Source organism: Glaciecola siphonariae, from assembly GCF_042652645.1.
GTDB classification, from domain to species: Bacteria; Pseudomonadota; Gammaproteobacteria; order Enterobacterales; family Alteromonadaceae; genus Glaciecola; species Glaciecola siphonariae.
In genome coordinates, this window is the sequence record NZ_JBHSGU010000029.1 from 37,531 (window position 1) to 52,486 (window position 14,956).

The window sequence follows — 14,956 nt, forward strand, 5'->3', positions numbered from 1 at the left end:
TTTGACCGACATTTTAGACATTTTGAGCATTTTGTATAGGGCGCAGACAAAATTAGGGCTAAAAAAAGTCACAAAATCGGCAAGCAAAAGCAACGCGAACCTCCGGGTGCTTTTTGCTTGTTAATATTGGCTGCTTTTATTTAGATTTCGCCAGACTTTCGAGCGCTTTGACACGCTCGTAAAGCTTGTCTATTGTGCGCAATTTCACGGTATTCTTTTGCCACTCTCTTGTGGGCACAGCAGGCAAGCCAGACGAGTAAACGCCTGGTTCAGTGATGTTTTTTGTTACCATCGAAAACCCAGTTACCTGGACCTTATCGCAGATACTAATATGTCCGTTTACCCCAACACCGCCGGCAATAACGACGTACCGTCCGATGGTAACGCTACCCGCGATACCGGTGCTGCCACAAATACAAGTGTGATCGCCTATCACGCAATTGTGGCCGATTTGCACCATGTTATCGATAATACAGTTTTTGCCAATGAGCGTATCGTCTAGTGCGCCGCGGTCGATACAGCTGTTGGCGCCGATTTCTGTTCCCTCACCAATACGCACACCGCCGGTTTGCGGAATTTTAATCCAAACACCTTTATCGTTAGCATAGCCAAAACCATCGGCCCCAATGACCGTGCCGCTGTGTACAGACACACCTTGTTCCAATGTAACGCTATGGTAAAGCGTAACGTTCGCTCTTATATGGCAATTGTCGGCAATATCACAGCCATCACCAATAAACACGCCTGCCCCAATCACAACGTTGTTGCCAATCTTAACGTCTTTGTTAATCATCGCAGCTGGACCGACCGACACGTTTTTACCCAAGGTGGCGCTTGGGTCGATGCTTGCATCTTTCGAAATTTCTGGCGTTTGTGACGGCGTGGTATCTAGCAGTTGTGATGCCAAAGCAAAGCCAACGTAAGGGTTAGTATGCACAATTGCATTGCCCATAAACGCCGCGGCCTGATCTTCACTTAAAATAACACCGCCGGCCTGCGTTACTTTTAAATCATTGGTGTATTTGCTATTGGATAAAAACGACAACTGATGCTCTTTTGCGCCGGCTAAGGTTGCCATTGCGGTAATTTGATGTTCCTTGTTGCCTCTAACCACGCCGCCAATATGGTCAGCAATGGCTTGTAACGAATAGCTCATAGGGCATATTTCCTAAATCGAATAAAAACGTCTGCATGCACGAGTAGATGCTCTTTTGCAGATTCAAAAACGGGCAAATATAAATCCATCTCCGCGGTGCGACAAAAACCACACGCATGCGCGCTTAGTGTTAAAGTGAATACTACGCTTGGTATTGCCAAAGTTTAGCATAATTTTAATTAAGCGGAACTTGACAGATAGAGGTGTAAACACCTGCACATCTCTATTACAATATCGCTATTAATTGACATTTAAAACTAGAGAGCACCATGGCGCAATTTGTTTATAGTATGCATCGTGTGGGTAAGGTCGTTCCGCCTAATCGCCACATTCTCAAAAATATTTCACTTAGCTTTTTCCCAGGCGCAAAGATTGGCGTGTTAGGCCTAAATGGCGCGGGTAAATCGACTCTGCTTAAAATAATGGCCGGCATCGATACCGACATTGAAGGTGAAGCGCGCCCACAACCCGGCCTTAAAATCGGCTATCTAGCGCAGGAGCCAAAACTCAATGAGAGTAAAACTGTTAGAGGCAATATTGAAGAGGCGGTAGAAGATGTTGTTCATGCCCTCAAGCGACTCGACGAGGTATATGCTGAATACGCCGAAGAAGGGGCCGACTTCGACGCATTGGCAAAAGAGCAAGGCGAACTAGAAGCGATTATTCAAAGCAAAGATGGACACAACTTAGACAACGCATTGGAGCGCGCGGCAGATGCGCTTCGCCTACCACCATGGGATGCTGATGTGACTAAGCTATCTGGTGGTGAACAGCGCCGCGTTGCTCTTTGCAAACTGCTGCTTGAAAAACCAGAAATGCTTTTACTCGACGAACCCACTAACCACCTAGACGCAGAGTCCGTTGCTTGGTTAGAGCGCTTTTTACATGACTACGAGGGCACAGTTGTTGCGATTACCCACGATCGTTATTTCTTAGATAACGTTGCGGGCTGGATTTTAGAGCTAGACCGAGGCGAAGGCATCCCTTGGGAAGGCAATTACTCAAGCTGGTTAGAACAGAAAGACGCGCGTTTAGCACAAGAAGAACGCGCGGAAAACGCTCGCCAAAAATCTATCAAACAAGAACTTGAATGGGTGCGCAGTAACCCTAAAGGTCGTCAAGCGAAAAGCAAGGCGCGGATGGCGAAGTTTGAAGAACTTAACACCAACGATTACCAAAAGCGTAACGAAACCAACGAGCTGTTCATTCCCCCCGGTGAGCGATTGGGCGACAAAGTCATTGAAGTCAGTAATTTGAAAAAGTCTTATGGCGACAGATTGTTAATCGACGACCTGAGCTTTAAAGTGCCCAAAGGCGCTATTGTTGGGATTATAGGGCCAAACGGTGCAGGTAAGTCTACTCTGTTTAAAATGCTTACCGGCGCAGAACAAGCCGACTCAGGTAAAATCGACATTGGCGAGACGGTTCAGATTGCCAGCGTAGACCAGTTCAGAAACAACATGAACGAAACCGGTACGGTGTTCCAAGAGCTGTCTGAAGGCCAAGACATTATTAAAATTGGTACCTTCGAGATAAACAGCCGAGCATACTGCTCACGCTTTAATTTTAAAGGCACCGACCAGCAAAAGTTTGTGAAAGATTTGTCAGGGGGTGAACGTAATCGCCTGCACTTGGCAAAGCTTCTGAAGGCCGGTGGCAACACCCTGCTGCTCGATGAGCCCACCAACGATTTGGATGTTGAAACCTTACGTGCATTAGAAAACGCCATATTGGAGTTTCCCGGTTGCGTAATGGTTATTTCGCACGACAGATGGTTTTTAGACAGAGTCGCCACCCACATCATGGATTACCGTGATGAAGGTAAAATTAATTTTTACGAGGGGAACTACACTGAATATGCGGCTTGGCTGAAAGACACCTACGGACAAGACGTGGTGGAACCGCATCGGCTTAAATACAAAAAAATGAGCTAGTGTCAGGGGCATGCATGATACGCCCCTATAGCGCTTCTAATGCCTCCGACAACCTAGAGCAGGCGATAATTTCGATACCTTCAATCGCCTGCTTAGGTTTATTTGCCTTCGGCACAATCGCTTTTGTAAAACCATGCTTGGCCGCTTCGGTTAATCGGTCTGTACCGTTTGGCACCGGCCTGATCTCACCTGACAAACCAACCTCACCAAAGGCAATCAGCCCCTGCGGAAGGACTTTGCTTCTAAAGCTCGACAGCATAGCAAGCAGCACCGCTAAGTCAGCGCTGGTTTCTGTTACCTTTACGCCACCCACTACGTTAACAAACACGTCTTGGTCGTGCATTTGTATATTGCCGTGGCGATGCATGATAGCCAACAGCATTGCCAATCTATTTTGGTCAAGGCCCACAGCGACTCTTCTTGGGTTTGAAATTTGGCTGTAATCTACCAAGGCTTGAATCTCAACGAGCAAGGGGCGTGTGCCCTCCCATACCGACATCACAATACTGCCGGCAGACTGCTCTTGCTGACGGTTTAAAAAAATAGCCGAAGGGTTGGAGACTTCTTTCATGCCTTTTTCGGTCATGCCAAACACACCCAGCTCATTAATAGCGCCAAAGCGGTTTTTGGTTCCGCGCAGTGTCCTAAAGCGGCCATCTGATTCACCCTCCAGCATCATTGAGCAATCAATGCAGTGCTCAAGCACCTTCGGACCCGCTAAACTGCCGTCTTTTGTGACGTGGCCAACAATAAACATGGCAATATGGTGCTGTTTGGCAAAGCGAGTCAACGCCGCTGCGCTTTCTCGCACCTGCGATACCCCACCTGGCGCAGACGGTATGTCAGCCATGTGCATCACTTGAATTGAATCAATCACCATGACATTAGGCTTGTGCTGCATTGCAAGATGGCAAATCGTCTCTACGTTAGTTTCAGCCAGCATTTTTAATTTGTCGTCTGGCAACTGCAAACGCTTTGCTCGCATGGCAACTTGCTGCAAGGATTCCTCACCAGTCACGTAGAGCGCACTGCCGTTTTGTGCCAAAAAGCACATAACTTGCAGTAAAAGCGTACTTTTTCCGGCGCCGGGAGAACCACCGATGAGCACAGCAGAGCCCGGCACGATGCCGCCACCTAAGACTCTATCGAGCTCCTTAAATCCTGAAGAGAAACGCGGCAGCGCAGTCAAATCGATGTCTTTTAAGGTTTCTACCTTGGCGCTGGAACTGCCCGCAAACCCACTCCTAGCCTGCGCCGCGGCGGATGCTGCGCTTTGTAGCACTACCTCTGCTAGCGTATTCCACGCTCCGCAGTCGCGACACTGCCCTTGCCATCTGGTGTGTTCACTGCCGCAGTCTGAGCAGACAAAGGCTGTTTTCTTTTTCGCCATAAGCGCTTTCCTTCGCTTTGTAATGATTGATTATTTAAGGAAAAAACCTTGGATGTGTTTAGTTTTCTATCGCTTTTCCGATATTGTAAGTAATATAACATTTCTTTTTATGAGCGTTCATACTATCGATGATGACTCCAGACTTAGCGCCACATGCAGATATTATTAAAGCTTTAGCTCCTTTAGCCAATCGAGCAAGCTTTAATGCTGAGTTCGATAAGCGAACTGCGAAGCTCACCGCAGACACCCGCTTTTTAGTCAAAATGGAAATAAAACGTTTAGCCAAACCTTGCATACGTTCTTTGGATTTACGCGCAAAAGTCAAAGATGACTGTCGTTTATATACCTATCAAGGCATCGACCATTACCTGCATATTAACGGTATTTTGTATTTTGAAAAACTGGTCGAACGATACGGTGAATATACTTTTGGTGTTTACGAGGGTATGCATGAATTTGCGCTCGCTGAGCGGCAAAAATTAGAGAAGCAGCTACTTACGCCAGCAGTACCGGCTAACGAACTGTATGAGCCCAGTGAACAATACGTAACGCCATGCCAAGAGTTGCTTAACTTTCCTACGCGCAAAGAAGAGCGACTCAACTATGTGACGCAAATAGAGGTGTTTTTTAGCGACGCCACCAGCGCCCACGCGACCACTTTAGATATTTCTATGCACGGTCTTCGTATTCGCTTAAAAGACAGCAAACGGCTCGAGGCGGTAAGGCCATTTGAGTCAATAAGCGTGGTTTTTCGTTCGGTTGAGCGCACCAGCGGCATTACTCGCGACCCAATTATCTATAAAATACTCGGCGTCAGTGGCGACCCTGGCAAAGCAAGCATTCATTTGTATCGAGAACAAGGCCATGAACACGCCCTTTTCGAGGCCTTTGTTCAAGATTTATTTAGACTTCATAAGCGTCGCTACAAAGTCAATTTAGACAATGTTGAAATGGCCGTTGGCAGTAAAATTTATGAGCAGAGCTTTGCCAACAATACGCCAACCCTTCCTGTTTTTATTGCCAAAGACGCCGGTGGCAACTACCTCGCGAAGTACGCAAGTGTGAATGGCAGCACAAAACGCATCATTGACTACTGGACCAATGAAGATAAAGATTTGATGCTGGGATATTTATTGAACGCTGAGCGCCTATTAAAACTTGCTACAGATAACGGTTCAAACCCAAATCTAGTGGTGTATAGCTTTCATCATGTTAAAGATGAAAAAATCTACTTTTATTCCGCGTCCCAAGCACAGCTTGAGCATTATCCTGAGCTTGCAGACACCTTTTTAAGCTATGGTTCGAGAAAGGTCAGCTGGCGAGTATTTAGACTAACGTGCTCAGACGTATTGCCAGGTGCCGGCGTATCTCCCACATCGGTGCCCGACGGCGTAAGTAAAGAAATCGATAAACTAAATAAGCCGCCTTCACCGCGCCTTCAGGGCCGTTTAGGCGAAATTACGCACATGATATCGGTCACCGATATCACTAATGACGCTGGCCAAGAGTGCTATCAAAAGCGTAAGCTGATAAAGGAAAACATCAAGCATCTTCATGTGTTTGGGCATCCACGCAATAAGCCACCCGCGGCGGTTGAGGTGTTTCGTCATAAAGATGCCGAGCTACGGCGGCAAACACGGTATGTTCTCAGAACGCCCGTGGTGATCAAAACATCGTCTTTTAGCATCGTTGGTTTTACCGAAGATATATCGGTGAGCGGTTTAAAGCTAGAGCTTGAGGAGCCTTATCACCAACGCTTAAACTCAAAGGTGAATATTAGCTTTATAAAACTGCAAGATATTACTGAGAGCTTTGATTTGGATAACCTGCAGTATCGGGTAAAACATATTAACTACGACCAGCAAGTGCTGCATCTAGAGGCCGTCTCTGAGAATGAAAGCAGTGAGGCCGAACAGTTTTTTGCCGAGCTTATTGCGAATAATGCTGAGCGCCTCCCTGCCATTACCTTTGAAGAAAGCATACCGGGCATTAGCTCTGCGCTTAGGGCTATTCACGCGAAAACAACGCCACAGTTTTGTGCCTATGTTGAAAAAAAGCAGCAGGGGTTTTTACCTGCAATGGCCACCATGAACCATATTCGCACACCTTGGATGAAGTTCTTGCATCATAATGATAACTTGGCGTCTGTGGACCTCGCTTGGTTATATCAAGACGATGCGCTGAGCGAACCTACCATAAAGCAATCATTGAAGCTTTTGCGAATTGACCCAAAACCGATTACCACCGAAATTTATGTGGCATATGATTCTGGGGTGCTTGCGCCTCATGAGCGTTTAAAGGCAAAGTGGCAATATCAATTGCCCAGTCATAAGGCTAAGCAACAGTTTATTAAGCATGCGCAAGAACAAGGTGAATTTTTTGCCTTTCATGTCACCATAAACAAGGCGTTAAAACCCGACCTTGAAAAAGTAGAGCAAGAGCTGCTGTATCTCAGTCAGCATGCTATCCACAAAGCGACCCATTTTGAAGAGAGAATGTGGGATATTGCCGGCTGCATATTTTTAAGCGATATCAGCGACGAAGTGCTCTATCGCTACGGTGCAAACAGTGCCGCTTCATAAAGCCCTCAACTAAAAAATAGTTAAATGGTAAGCACTGAAGTCGAATGCACGCAGCACCGTTATTCCGATAAGGTAAACAGTAGCCCTTCAAAGCCGCCATATTTGATGGCAACATTTGCCGCAGCGCTAACGCTTGGTTTAGCGTGATAGGCAATTGAACACGCCGCTTCTTTCATCATCATTAAATCGTTGGCACCGTCACCCATGGCCACGGTTTGCGCCTGAGGTATTTTGTACTGAGTGGCTAAAGAAACAAGAATACGGGCTTTTTCTTCAGCGTCTACCACCCTGCCTTTTACCTTGCCGGTGAGCAATCCATTGTCAATTTCTAACACGTTGCTGTGCGCTTCGTCTAACCCGGCGACTTGCTTCACATAGTCAGCAAAAAAGGTAAAGCCGCCAGAGGCGATGGCGAGCGACCAATTAGCCTCTTTAAGTATTTGCATTACATGCAAAAAACCCGGCATAAGCGGTAAGCTCTGACGAATGCTCAAAAGGTCAGATTGTGCAACGCCTCGTAGGCAAGCCACGCGGTCATGCAGGGACTGCGTGAACGCAATCTCGCCGCGCATAGCACGCTCGGTAACCGCCGACACCTTGTCTTTTACGCCAGCAAGCTCGGCGATTTCATCGATACATTCCATATTAATCACTGTGCTGTCCATATCCATCACCAGCAAACCAGGCCGGCAGATAGACGTTTTAGACTTAATGTAAATATCGAGGCGATACTGACGACTTACACTGTCAATCTTCTCTTTTGAAATGGCCGTGTCATCGCCTAGAAACACATCTATTGCCAATACCGCAAAATTGTCCGAAAAGCGGTTTTTAGCAATAACGATAGCATCTGAACTACCCACCAGGGCATGCAGAACTTGAGCGAGTATTCTGACGGTGATGTGTTGTCCAGCGATAGTGAAGGCGGACTTTGTGGCGTGGCCTGCATCCTCAACAGCATGGCTTTGGCAATTAAAACAAAGGTCCTCTGCGTTCATTTGAAGTTTATAAAAGGCATCTGGTGCGAGCAGTTCGTTTAGCACAGCATGACTATCAGCGTCGGTAAATTCGCTTTGATAGTAAGGGTTAGCGAGCACAGACAAAAATTTTTGAGGCTTTAGTTGTGGCATTAGAAGCAGGCAAATATGACAAACGTACACGCATCATACTGATTTAAAGACTTGAGTAAACTAAGCCTTGGCAAATATTTGTTTTTCCTCTAAGGTCAAGGTGTAGCAATTAACCATAGTTTTGCCTATTTATGACAGCGGCCATTGCCCAACAAAACAGCTCTATATTCAAACGCATATCAAGTCTTATTTTATTGATATGTTCGCTTGCTATTGCGATTAATTTGTACATTATGCATGCTCAAAATGCCCGTCAGTGGTACGAAATTGAGTCGGAGCAGCTTGGCAGAAGCCTTACGGTGCAAGCAGCCAAGCTTTTATCTCAGCCTCTCGCAGGCGAAGACAGCATAGTCGTAAGCAACTATATTGATATGCTTAACGAAGGTATGTTCATTGAGGGCGCCGTGGTATTTGACGAACTCGGAGTGAAACTGTCTGACACCCAAGACTCCTTTTCAGTGATTGATATGGTCAAACAAAAAGACGCGGAGCCCTTGGTATTCGTAGAAGATATTGTGTATGAGGGTCAAACGCTTGGCTATGTGAAGCTCATTCTCAATCGTGAAGAAGTTACTCGCCACCACCGCTCGTTTAACCGCAATCAACTCACTCAAAGCGTTCTGATTATTTTACTGGCAATGATTATCAGTATGCTCGTCACCCGGCTTTTCTACAAATTCAAGCGTCGCTACAGCGCCGAAGTCGATGAAAACAAATTGTTGTAAGCGGCTGTGCTAACCTGAATCACTTGTTCAGTATCGACATTTTTAAGATTTGCCAAGCTCTGTGCTATCAACCCTAAACGCTCAGGGGTGTTGCGTTGGCCTTGATAACCGCACACCGGCATATCGGGGGCATCGGTTTCTAATAATAGGGACGATAGCGGTATTGGCATGAGCGCTCGTCTTGTTTTTGCCCCTCGAGGATAGGTAATGGTGCCGCCCACGCCTAAGCAGAAGCCCATATCCACGTAAGTATGGGCGATTTGCTCGCTACCAGAAAAAGCATGAATAACGCCGCCTTGCGTGAACTTTGCTTGTTTAAGCAATCGAATAAGCTCGTTGTGCGATTGTCGATGATGCAAAACAACAGGCTTATTAAGCGATTGAGCGAGCCTAAGTTGGGCGATAAATACGGATTCTTGAAACGCCATAGACAAGGGTAAGCTGCCGTCTAAACCAAACTCACCTATGGCAACGACCTTGCTTTGATGCACGTCTAACCATGCGCCTAAGGCGTCTAATTGGGAATAAAATGTACCGTCGGGTATATCTGATAAAAAATAAGGATGAAAGCCTGCCGCAATATCAATGTCGAGACCTGCCGATAAACATAACTGCTTGAGCACCAACAATTGTTTAGATTGCTCCAGACCTAAGCCCGGCACCAGTACCTTTTTAACACCTTTGATTTTAGCCGATTGCAGAACGTCTAGCCGGTCGGCATCAAATATCGGTAAATCGATATGGCAATGACTGTCAATCATGTTTAGCCCTGTGTTTACTTGCGTCGTTTTTCACAACCTTGTTTTGACCCGCGTAGTTTTGACCAGTAGTTTTGGTCAGTAAAAAGCTGCCTAGCTAAATCTCTACGCAAAGGACTACAATCGAGTGCTTAAACAAGATTCAGGTTACTTAGGGCATAAGGCGCTGAATAGACCAAGTATTATCGCTTTGCTTAAGATATTCAAAACGGTCGTGTAGCCGATGCTCCCCGCCCTGCCAAAACTCTATCCGCTCTGGCTTAATAATATAGCCACCCCAAAAATCGGGTAGCGGGATATCACCTTGCGCAAACTTTTCTTTCATCTGATGAAATTGCGTAAGCAGCAGCTCTCGCGTAGATATCGGGCGGCTTTGTTGAGATGCCCATGCACCTAACTGGCTGTCTTTTGGCCGAGAAAAAAAGTATTTGGCATCTTGCGCTCTAGAAAGTTTATGAGCCTTGCCTTGAACACTGACTTGGCGCTCTAAAAAATACCACGGAAAGTGCAGAGAAATATTCGCATTGTTTGCAAGGTCTTTGGCTTTGTTGCTACCAAGATTGGTATAAAATACAAAGCCCTCCTGCGACACTTCTTTGAGCAGTACGATGCGCTGGTTAGGTCGTCCGCTGGCGTCTACTGTTGCAACAGTCATCGCATTCGGGTCGGGCAGTTGTGCGTCTATCGCGTCTTTAAGCCAGATATCAAAAAGACTGATAGGATGTTCTGTAAGCTTATCTTCGCTTAAGCGCCCCAAGGTGTATTCTTTACGAAACTCATGTAGCTCTTTCATATCGTCTCCATTACTGTCTAAACATGCGAAAACGTAGCTAAACCTTAAAATCGCCGTCGTAACCAAGCGACCTAAGCGCGCGTTCATCGTCGGCCCAGCCTGACTTAACCTTCACCCAGAGTTCCAAAAACACTTTATTATCGAACAAAGCTTCCATGTCTTTGCGCGCCTCTGCGCCCATGGTTTTGATGTGTCCACCGCCCTTGCCTATCACCATGCGTTTTTGACTTTCTCGCTCAACCAAAATTAAGCCATGAATATGATATACGCCGGTGGCGGTAAGTTTAAACTGTTCAATTTCAACGGTAATAGAATACGGTAACTCATCACCGGTAAAGCGCATGAGTTTTTCTCTAATGATCTCAGCTGCCATAAACCGGCTTGAACGGTCGGTAATATAGTCTTCAGGAAAATAAAACTCGCTTACCGGTAAATTAGCCAATATGAGCTGACGCAAGTTTTCAACTTGCTTACCCTGTTTAGCCGATACCGGCAATATATTGGCAAAATCATGCTTCGCGCTAAGCACTTTAAGCGTATCGAGCAATAGCGCTTTGTCTTCCACTTTGTCAGTTTTATTGACCACTAACCAGCAAGGCAATTTTGACTGTTTAATTTTACTTAACACAAGCTCGTCGTCTTCGGTCCATCGCGTCCCTTCCACCACAAACAGCACTAAATATACGTCATTTAAAGAGCTACTGGCAGCGCGATTCATGAGTCGATTTATGGCACGCTTTTCTTCAGAATGCAGTCCGGGAGTATCTACATAGACGGCTTGTTTATTATCTAGGGTATCAATCCCCATAATACGATGGCGTGTGGTTTGTGGTTTACGAGAAGTAATACTGACTTTCTGACCCAAGATACGGTTGAGGATAGTCGATTTGCCCACATTCGGTCGACCTACTATGGCGACCATACCGCTGTGTGTTTCTATCATTTATTTATTATCTCTAAGATACTTTTGGCCGACTTTTGTTCGGCAATTCTGCGGCTGCGGCCGCTGGCACTCTCTCGAAGCGATAAACTTTCAACCGTGCAGCATACAGTGAACACTTGTGCGTGGTCTTTGCCGCTAATATCGGTGACTTCGTATTCAGGAAGTGGTAACTGACGCGATTGTAAATACTCTTGCAGGAGCGTTTTACTGTCTTTAATTTGAATGTTCGGGTCGAGCTTTGCCAGGCGACTATCAAAGAGCTTTGCAATGCACAGCTTGGTAGCCTCAAGGCCCGACTCTATGTAAATTGCACCTAGCAGTGCTTCGACTGCGTCAGCAAGAATAGAGTCTCGGCGATGACCACCGCTTTTCATTTCTCCAGAGCCTAAAAAAATTAAGCTTCCAAGGTCGAGCTCTCTAGCAATAGACGCAAGCGTATCGCCCTTAACTAAATTGGAGCGCATGCGAGTGAGTTTACCTTCCGGTTGGCTTGGAAATTTTTCATACAACATTTGCGCCACACAAAGACCAAGCACTGCATCACCTAAAAATTCGAGGCGCTCGTTGTGATTTTTATTCGCACTGCGGTGCGTAAGAGCTTGCTTTAACAGGTCGGTGTTTTTAAACACGTAGCCTAGCGCCGCAAACAGCCCGCTATAATTTTGTTTATTGAGTAGCTCACTCACTACTTAATAGACCCAATGCGTTCAAAGCGAACGTTAGACGGAAACCAAGTGGGTAAAAAGTCTTCTTCAACTCTGTCGAAGTCAAAGCTAATCCAAATAAATGTGGCCCTACCCACTAAATTACCCTCAGGTACAAATCCCCAGTAACGACTATCCTGACTATTGTCTCGATTGTCGCCCAGCACAAAATAATGGCCCTGCGGCACGTCATATTTATAAGCCACTGAGGGATTATTGGGGTGACGTAGAATTTCATGGGCAACCTCACCGAGCTCTTCGGTGTAGGTGTCAAGTGCAATACCGCGCTGTAAAAACTCAGAGTCGCCCAACGAGGTAAGCGCAACTGGCTGAGGGCGTTCACACAATTTACCCGGCTCGCATGGGGCTTGAATAAACACCTGCTTGTTGCTGTAAATGATGGTTTCACCGGGTAGGCCAACAACACGTTTAATGTAGTCTACGTTGGTATCTAAGGGGTACTTAAACACCACTACATCGCCGCGCTTAACCTCACCAGTATCAATTAGCTGACTGCGTACAACTGGGTCTTTTAAGCCGTACGAAAACTTCTCAACTAAAATAAAATCGCCCTCTAACAAAGTGGGCATCATTGAGCCTGAGGGGATTTGGAAAGGCTCGTAAATAAACGAACGGAAAATCATGACGCCAAAAAAGATAGGGAACATCTGCTTACAGAAATCGACAAAAACCGGCATTTCGGCATCGGTACTTTCCGTAAAGTTAGCTTGCGCCTCTCCGTTTTCGGTAGCCAGCGTTTCTTTTGGTGAAAAGAACAGTGCATATACCAACCAAACAATCCCTGTAACGGCACTGACCGCTACCAAAAATATCGAAAAATAATTCGCCATTAATTATCAACCTTTAATATCGCTAAAAATGCATCCTGCGGCAGTTCAACATTACCCACCTGCTTCATGCGCTTTTTACCCTCTTTTTGTTTTTGCAGCAGCTTTTTCTTACGGCTAATATCGCCGCCATAACATTTAGCAATTACGTTTTTGCGGAGCTGCTTAACCGTGCTGCGCGCAACGATGTGGTTGCCAATTGCCGCCTGAATGGCAATATCAAACATTTGACGAGGAATGAGCTCACGCAATTTTTCTACCAAATCACGACCTCGGTACTGCGCGTTATCAGCATGCGTAATCAGCGCCAGTGCATCTACTCGCTCGCCATTAATCAGTATATCCAAGCGCACCATGTTGGCCTCTTGGAATCGGCTGAAATTGTAGTCGAGTGAGGCAAAACCTCTACTGGTAGACTTCAAACGGTCGAAAAAGTCTAGCACCACCTCTGCCATCGGCATATCGTAGGTTATTGCAACTTGCTTGCCATGATATGCCATATGCGTTTGCATACCGCGCTTTTCAACGCATAGGGTAATTACGTTACCTAAATACTCTTGCGGCACAAGAATATTTGCCGTCACGATTGGCTCTCGAATCTCTTCAATATCGTTTATTGGCGGAAGCTTCGAGGGGTTGTCTACCTGCAGGGTTTCACCTTTAGTGGTGAGCACCTGATACACCACCGTGGGCGCTGTGGTAATGAGGTCTAGGTCGTACTCTCGCTCCAAACGCTCTTGGATAATTTCCATGTGCAGCATGCCTAAAAAGCCGATGCGAAAGCCAAATCCAAGGGCCGCAGAGCTTTCTGGCTCATAAAACAGCGAGGCGTCGTTAAGGCTCAGTTTAGACAAGGCATCTCTGAAGTCTTCATAATCGTCAGAGCTTACCGGGAATAGTCCGGCGTATACTTGCGGCTTAATTTTCTTGAACCCCGGCAACGCCTTAGCAGCAGGACGTTTTGCGAGGGTGATGGTGTCTCCCACAGGCGCACCATGAATTTCTTTGATACCGGCAATAATGAACCCTACCTCACCGGTTTTAAGCACTTTGGTTTCGGTTTGTTTGGGTGTAAACACACCAATTTTGTCAGCCTGATGAATCGCGCCTTTGGACATAATTTGAATTTTGTCTTTGGTGTGCAGCTCACCGTTCACAATTCGCACAAGCGATACAACGCCTTGGTAGTTGTCAAACCAAGAATCAATAATTAGGGCCTCAAGGGGAGCTTCACTGTCTCCGGCTGGTGGTGGTATGCGATTTACAATTACCTCTAGCACATCTTCGATACCAAGGCCGGTTTTAGCAGAGCAGCGCACCGCGTCTATAGCGTCGATGCCTACGATATCTTCAATTTCTTCTGCAACACGATCGGGCTCAGCTTGTGGTAAATCGATTTTATTTAAAATCGGCACCACCTCCATGTCCATATCTATCGCGGTGTAGCAGTTTGCTAGCGTTTGTGCTTCAACGCCTTGACCGGCATCTACCACTAGTAGCGCGCCTTCACAAGCAGCTAATGAGCGAGACACTTCGTAGGTAAAATCAACATGCCCTGGAGTGTCTATAAAGTTCAACTGATAGCGTTCACCGTCTTTGGCATCGTAATAAAGCGTCACGCTTTGTGCCTTTATTGTGATGCCACGCTCGCGTTCAATATCCATTGAGTCGAGTACTTGCTCCGCCATTTCACGCGTAGTTAAGCCACCACAAGTCTGAATCAAACGGTCAGACAGAGTCGACTTACCGTGATCGATGTGAGCAATGATACTGAAATTACGAATATTTTTTAGCTGCATAAATGACTACTGATCCTAAGATTCTTTCGCGAATGGATACAAAACAAGACCTTAACGCCCGTTTTGATTAGCCTACAAGCGCCCTACAGGGCGGTTAATTTAGTAGGCGGATATTACCGATTTCGGCTTAAAATTGCGACAAATCTCTTGTATTTATGCGTATTTTGACCACAAATTTAACAAATGATTGTAGT

The 14,956-nt window shown here is 46.2% G+C and carries 12 protein-coding genes; 3 read left to right on the forward strand and 9 right to left on the reverse strand.

What is annotated here, in order from left to right; genetic code table 11:
• Positions 1-136: 136 nt before the first annotated feature.
• On the reverse strand, positions 137-1,156 hold the full coding sequence (gene lpxD / locus ACFO4O_RS16905; RefSeq protein WP_382410675.1) for a UDP-3-O-(3-hydroxymyristoyl)glucosamine N-acyltransferase: 1,020 nt from the start codon (positions 1,154-1,156) through the stop codon (positions 137-139).
• Between the two features lie 269 nt (positions 1,157-1,425).
• Here lpxD and ettA point away from each other — a divergent pair, with 269 nt between their 5' ends.
• A complete protein-coding gene (ettA, locus tag ACFO4O_RS16910) occupies positions 1,426-3,090 on the forward strand; it encodes an energy-dependent translational throttle protein EttA (protein WP_382410677.1) in 1,665 nt (554 codons plus the stop codon).
• Positions 3,091-3,115: 25 nt separating this feature from the next.
• Here the strand turns inward: ettA and radA are convergent, their stop codons facing one another.
• A complete protein-coding gene (gene radA, locus ACFO4O_RS16915; RefSeq protein WP_382410679.1) occupies positions 3,116-4,480 on the reverse strand; it encodes a DNA repair protein RadA in 1,365 nt (454 codons plus the stop codon).
• 128 nt (positions 4,481-4,608) lie between these two features.
• Between radA and ACFO4O_RS16920 the strand changes: the two genes are divergently transcribed.
• Complete coding sequence (locus tag ACFO4O_RS16920; RefSeq protein WP_382410681.1) at positions 4,609-7,062, forward strand: PilZ domain-containing protein; 2,454 nt, start codon at positions 4,609-4,611, stop codon at positions 7,060-7,062.
• 59 nt (positions 7,063-7,121) lie between these two features.
• Here the strand turns inward: ACFO4O_RS16920 and serB are convergent, their stop codons facing one another.
• On the reverse strand, positions 7,122-8,192 hold the full coding sequence (gene serB, locus ACFO4O_RS16925; RefSeq protein WP_382410683.1) for a phosphoserine phosphatase SerB: 1,071 nt from the start codon (positions 8,190-8,192) through the stop codon (positions 7,122-7,124).
• A 131-nt stretch (positions 8,193-8,323) separates the two neighbouring features.
• Between serB and ACFO4O_RS16930 the strand changes: the two genes are divergently transcribed.
• On the forward strand, positions 8,324-8,917 hold the full coding sequence (locus ACFO4O_RS16930; protein ID WP_382410685.1) for a hypothetical protein: 594 nt from the start codon (positions 8,324-8,326) through the stop codon (positions 8,915-8,917).
• On the opposite strand, the gene ACFO4O_RS16935 is transcribed toward ACFO4O_RS16930, so the two are convergent.
• The 6 genes from ACFO4O_RS16935 to lepA form a co-directional block, all read right to left on the reverse strand.
• Complete coding sequence (locus ACFO4O_RS16935; protein WP_382410687.1) at positions 8,881-9,678, reverse strand: TatD family hydrolase; 798 nt, start codon at positions 9,676-9,678, stop codon at positions 8,881-8,883. The two genes, ACFO4O_RS16930 and ACFO4O_RS16935, sit on opposite strands and share 37 nt — an antisense overlap.
• Positions 9,679-9,826: 148 nt before the next feature.
• The gene (pdxH, locus tag ACFO4O_RS16940; RefSeq protein WP_382410689.1) at positions 9,827-10,468 is read right to left on the reverse strand and encodes a pyridoxamine 5'-phosphate oxidase; all 642 of its coding nucleotides are present in this window, start codon (positions 10,466-10,468) and stop codon (positions 9,827-9,829) included.
• Between the two features lie 37 nt (positions 10,469-10,505).
• Positions 10,506-11,411: a GTPase Era gene (gene era / locus ACFO4O_RS16945; RefSeq protein ID WP_382410691.1), complete on the reverse strand. Its 906-nt coding sequence runs from the start codon at positions 11,409-11,411 to the stop codon at positions 10,506-10,508.
• Positions 11,408-12,097, reverse strand: a complete 690-nt coding sequence (rnc, locus tag ACFO4O_RS16950) for a ribonuclease III (RefSeq protein WP_382410693.1) — start codon at positions 12,095-12,097, stop codon at positions 11,408-11,410. The genes era and rnc overlap by 4 nt, the downstream gene beginning before the upstream one ends.
• A complete protein-coding gene (gene lepB, locus ACFO4O_RS16955; RefSeq protein WP_382410695.1) occupies positions 12,097-12,966 on the reverse strand; it encodes a signal peptidase I in 870 nt (289 codons plus the stop codon). Before lepB ends, rnc begins: the two co-directional genes overlap by 1 nt.
• Positions 12,966-14,762: a translation elongation factor 4 gene (lepA, locus tag ACFO4O_RS16960; protein ID WP_382410697.1), complete on the reverse strand. Its 1,797-nt coding sequence runs from the start codon at positions 14,760-14,762 to the stop codon at positions 12,966-12,968. Before lepA ends, lepB begins: the two co-directional genes overlap by 1 nt.
• Between the last annotated feature and the right edge of the window lie 194 nt (positions 14,763-14,956).

Bases quoted from the DNA above. Each gene is read 5' to 3' on its own strand.
- lpxD (WP_382410675.1), bottom strand. From the start codon at position 1,156: ATGAGCTATTCGTTACAAGCCATTGCTGACCATATTGGCGGCGTGGTT.
- ettA (WP_382410677.1), top strand. From the start codon at position 1,426: ATGGCGCAATTTGTTTATAGTATGCATCGTGTGGGTAAGGTCGTTCCG.
- radA (WP_382410679.1), bottom strand. From the start codon at position 4,480: ATGGCGAAAAAGAAAACAGCCTTTGTCTGCTCAGACTGCGGCAGTGAA.
- ACFO4O_RS16920 (WP_382410681.1), top strand. From the start codon at position 4,609: ATGATGACTCCAGACTTAGCGCCACATGCAGATATTATTAAAGCTTTA.
- serB (WP_382410683.1), bottom strand. From the start codon at position 8,192: ATGCCACAACTAAAGCCTCAAAAATTTTTGTCTGTGCTCGCTAACCCT.
- ACFO4O_RS16930 (WP_382410685.1), top strand. From the start codon at position 8,324: ATGACAGCGGCCATTGCCCAACAAAACAGCTCTATATTCAAACGCATA.
- ACFO4O_RS16935 (WP_382410687.1), bottom strand. From the start codon at position 9,678: ATGATTGACAGTCATTGCCATATCGATTTACCGATATTTGATGCCGAC.
- pdxH (WP_382410689.1), bottom strand. From the start codon at position 10,468: ATGAAAGAGCTACATGAGTTTCGTAAAGAATACACCTTGGGGCGCTTA.
- era (WP_382410691.1), bottom strand. From the start codon at position 11,411: ATGATAGAAACACACAGCGGTATGGTCGCCATAGTAGGTCGACCGAAT.
- lepB (WP_382410695.1), bottom strand. From the start codon at position 12,966: ATGGCGAATTATTTTTCGATATTTTTGGTAGCGGTCAGTGCCGTTACA.
- lepA (WP_382410697.1), bottom strand. From the start codon at position 14,762: ATGCAGCTAAAAAATATTCGTAATTTCAGTATCATTGCTCACATCGAT.